The following is a 2,746-nucleotide window of genomic DNA, read 5'->3' on the forward strand; positions in this document are numbered from 1 at the left end:
ATTCCTCTCCCGCCAAAAATGTTCTCAAGCTCTCTTCCGAGCATTGACCACAGATTCCTATCAGTAACCACGACGATGTTCGTGCATCCCAGAGACTCTATGATCTCGGGAAGCGAGTCCTTTGCCCCCGGCTTAACGACGATTTTTCCGGGAAGCTCTGCACGGATATCCATAGGAAAAATACCTGTGCAAAGATATAAATCTGTAGCGGGCTCAGTAGCAGGTAGTCCTCATCACTTATCAGCTCGTCTCTTCCTCAGCACAAGGATATAGACCTTTGCATCAATATATTTTTGTTCTCTTCTTTCTGGCTTCTAAACATAGACTTAAGATTGGGTATCCGGTGCAAGTCTCGGCTTTATCGCAAAATTTATCCAGAAACCAATGAATTATCTATTCATGATGCGTGTAGCACTCCATCAACTAGTCGTTTCTGGAAACAAGGAGGAAAACTTGAGAAAAGTACTGGAAAAGATAGACTCGTTTGACGCGGACCTCCATGTTTTCCCAGAATACCTAATGGGTACAAGGGACGGTAACGTGACTAGGGAGCTTGTCTACAGCTTCGGTGAACCACTTGGAGGGGAATTCGCCTCAAAGATTATCTCAAAAAGCGAAGAATACGGGGTAGGAGTCGTCTTCAGCATGTACCTAAAGGACACCAACGGAGTTAGCAACGCAGCAGTCCTAGCGGTAAACGGAAAAGTCAGTGCAGTCTACAGGAAAATCCACCTCTTCGATGCATACGGCTACAGGGAATCAGACGTCTTCGCGAGGGGAAACGAGGTTGCCACTGCACATTTTAAAGGCTTCACGATAGGTCTAGCAGTCTGCTTCGACTTAAGGTTCCCAGAGCTCTTCAGGGCAATGATGCTAAGAGGAGCAAACCTCTTCATAGTCCCATCAGCGTGGTACAAAGGCCCCCACAAGGTGGACCAGTGGAAGTCGCTCACATCCGCTAGGGCGCATGAAAACGTAAGCTTCCTCGTAGCCGTAGACCAGACCGGGGACCACTTTGCCGGCCACAGCCTAGTCGCAACACCGATGGGACACATCTTGGTCGACCTCGGCGAAGCAGAGAGAAGCCTCCTAGTAGACATAGACCCAACAGAAGTAAGCCAGGCTAGGGAAAAAATACCCATTGATAAACTTCTTAGACTCGACCTGTATAGAGAGTGGATCAAAGAAGGAAAATAGAAAGTTCGGGGAAAGTGAAATTTGAGACGATTTTGAAATGATTATTCTTGAATTGTAATCTGGGCGCATGCATCGTTTTCTATTCGTGGCATTTAACTCAACTCATCGGTTGCGTCCTTTTCGGCAACCAATTCAGCCTGTTTTCTCAGCTCTTTAAATGTCTTGTTAATGCTAAGGGTATCCTCAAGCGCTTCAAATGGATCCGAGGGGAGTGGAATTATTTGAAGATGGTCTCCCATATTCATTATAAGGACTTTTTCTCCAATGCCTAAAGATTCTCTTAGCTTTTTTGGCAAGGTTATTCTACCCCTCCTATCAACTTTGACGATGCTCATTTTCCATGTAAGCAATTTCAGTGAAGCATGGAATTTAAAAAACTAGGTGGAGCTTCTAGCGTAGCTCTGCAGAGGTAGTTTATGAAAGCATGCTTATGGCTTTAGGGACATCTGCTATACTTTTAACGATAGCTATCCTGAGAGGCCTGTTTACGTATGGGTCTTGCTGGTTGCTGTCTATGAGTATTCCTCCAAGTCCGCTGGCAACTGCACCCGCAAGGTCCTCGGCTGGGCTGTCGCCGACATGATATGCCTCAGAGGGCCTGCTCCCAGTAAGTGTTAAAACCTCCCTAAATATGCGTTGCCCGGGCTTTAGGCAGCGTACCTCGTCCGCGTAAACTTGTACCTTGAAGAACTTTGACAGTCCCGCCTTGTCCACTAGTATCCTGGTAACGTAGCCAGGCCAGTAGATAACATTGCTTGTCACTGCAAGTGTAAAGCCGTCATTCTCCAGCCTCTCAAGGGTCTCGATACTGCCTTGGATCAGTAGTTCTTCTCCTCTAACCTTGTTCACGGCAATCGCAAAAGCAGAAAATATGTCGTACCTGGAAATTTGTAGCGAGCCTACTGAAAGAGCTATCCCTATCGAGCTGTCAACGATGCTCTCGTCGTCTATGAGCCCAAGCTTCCGTGCCCTCTTTACCTCCTCGTAGCCACGCTTTATAAAGCCGTAAGCCTCCTCAAAGCTTAAGCCTCTAAGCTTGCCTAGAGCCTCGGCCGCCGCCCTGTAATAAGGGTCTATGTAGAGCAGTGTACCCCACACGTCAAAGGATACAAGTGTCACAGTGTTTTACCTCTAGTACAAACTAATAAAGATATTCTCTCCCGTAAAGAAGGAACGTGTTTCAGGCAGACGCAGAACTATTAAACCCTATAGCCAGCAATAAACCATAGGGGGTAGATGTTTCATGCAGGGAAAAGACCTTCCGAGTTCTTTTGACAGTCTCTCAGAGGAATTACTTCTCTTAGAAAAACTTTCAAAACGATACGGGATCCCCTTAATTAATCGGGAAGACGGAGCTGTCTTATCTGCGTTGGCATACTACGTTAGAACCCTGGGAGGCAAAATATTTGTAGACGCGGGGCCGGAATAGGCTATTCTACCCTATGGATAATTCACGGCGTGTTCAACTTCGAGGACAATGACAAGGTCTACATTTATGCAGTCGAAAAGAACCCGGCGAGATACAAGGTCTTGGAAGACAACATAGAAA

The 2,746-nt window shown here is 46.5% G+C and carries 4 protein-coding genes; 2 read left to right on the forward strand and 2 right to left on the reverse strand.

Annotated features, from left to right (window positions below; translation table 11 throughout):
• The first annotated feature begins 399 nt into the window (after nt 1-399).
• Nucleotides 400-1,197: a carbon-nitrogen hydrolase family protein gene (locus QXT17_RS10015; protein ID WP_020963112.1), complete on the forward strand. Its 798-nt coding sequence runs from the start codon at nt 400-402 to the stop codon at nt 1,195-1,197.
• A gap of 92 nt (nt 1,198-1,289) precedes the next feature.
• Here the strand turns inward: QXT17_RS10015 and QXT17_RS10020 are convergent, their stop codons facing one another.
• The gene (locus tag QXT17_RS10020) at nt 1,290-1,532 is read right to left on the reverse strand and encodes a division/cell wall cluster transcriptional repressor MraZ (protein ID WP_148682137.1); all 243 of its coding nucleotides are present in this window, start codon (nt 1,530-1,532) and stop codon (nt 1,290-1,292) included.
• Nucleotides 1,533-1,611: 79 nt separating this feature from the next.
• Nucleotides 1,612-2,316 (reverse strand): HAD family hydrolase, encoded by a 705-nt coding sequence (locus QXT17_RS10025; protein ID WP_052886638.1) that lies wholly within the window; start codon nt 2,314-2,316, stop codon nt 1,612-1,614.
• A gap of 124 nt (nt 2,317-2,440) precedes the next feature.
• On the opposite strand from QXT17_RS10025, the gene QXT17_RS10030 reads away from it, so the two are divergent.
• Nucleotides 2,441-2,626 carry a hypothetical protein gene (locus QXT17_RS10030; RefSeq protein ID WP_020963115.1) on the forward strand — a complete coding sequence of 62 codons (186 nt, stop codon included), beginning with the start codon at nt 2,441-2,443 and terminating at the stop codon, nt 2,624-2,626.
• The last annotated feature ends 120 nt before the right edge of the window (nt 2,627-2,746 follow it).

The organism is Thermofilum sp., from assembly GCF_038871435.1.
Taxonomy (GTDB): domain Archaea; phylum Thermoproteota; class Thermoprotei; order Thermofilales; family Thermofilaceae; genus Thermofilum; species Thermofilum adornatum.

Coding starts and splice junctions, on each gene's coding strand:
- QXT17_RS10015 (WP_020963112.1), top strand. CDS start 400: ATGATGCGTGTAGCACTCCATCAACTAGTCGTTTCTGGAAACAAGGAG.
- QXT17_RS10020 (WP_148682137.1), bottom strand. CDS start 1,532: ATGAGCATCGTCAAAGTTGATAGGAGGGGTAGAATAACCTTGCCAAAA.
- QXT17_RS10030 (WP_020963115.1), top strand. CDS start 2,441: ATGCAGGGAAAAGACCTTCCGAGTTCTTTTGACAGTCTCTCAGAGGAA.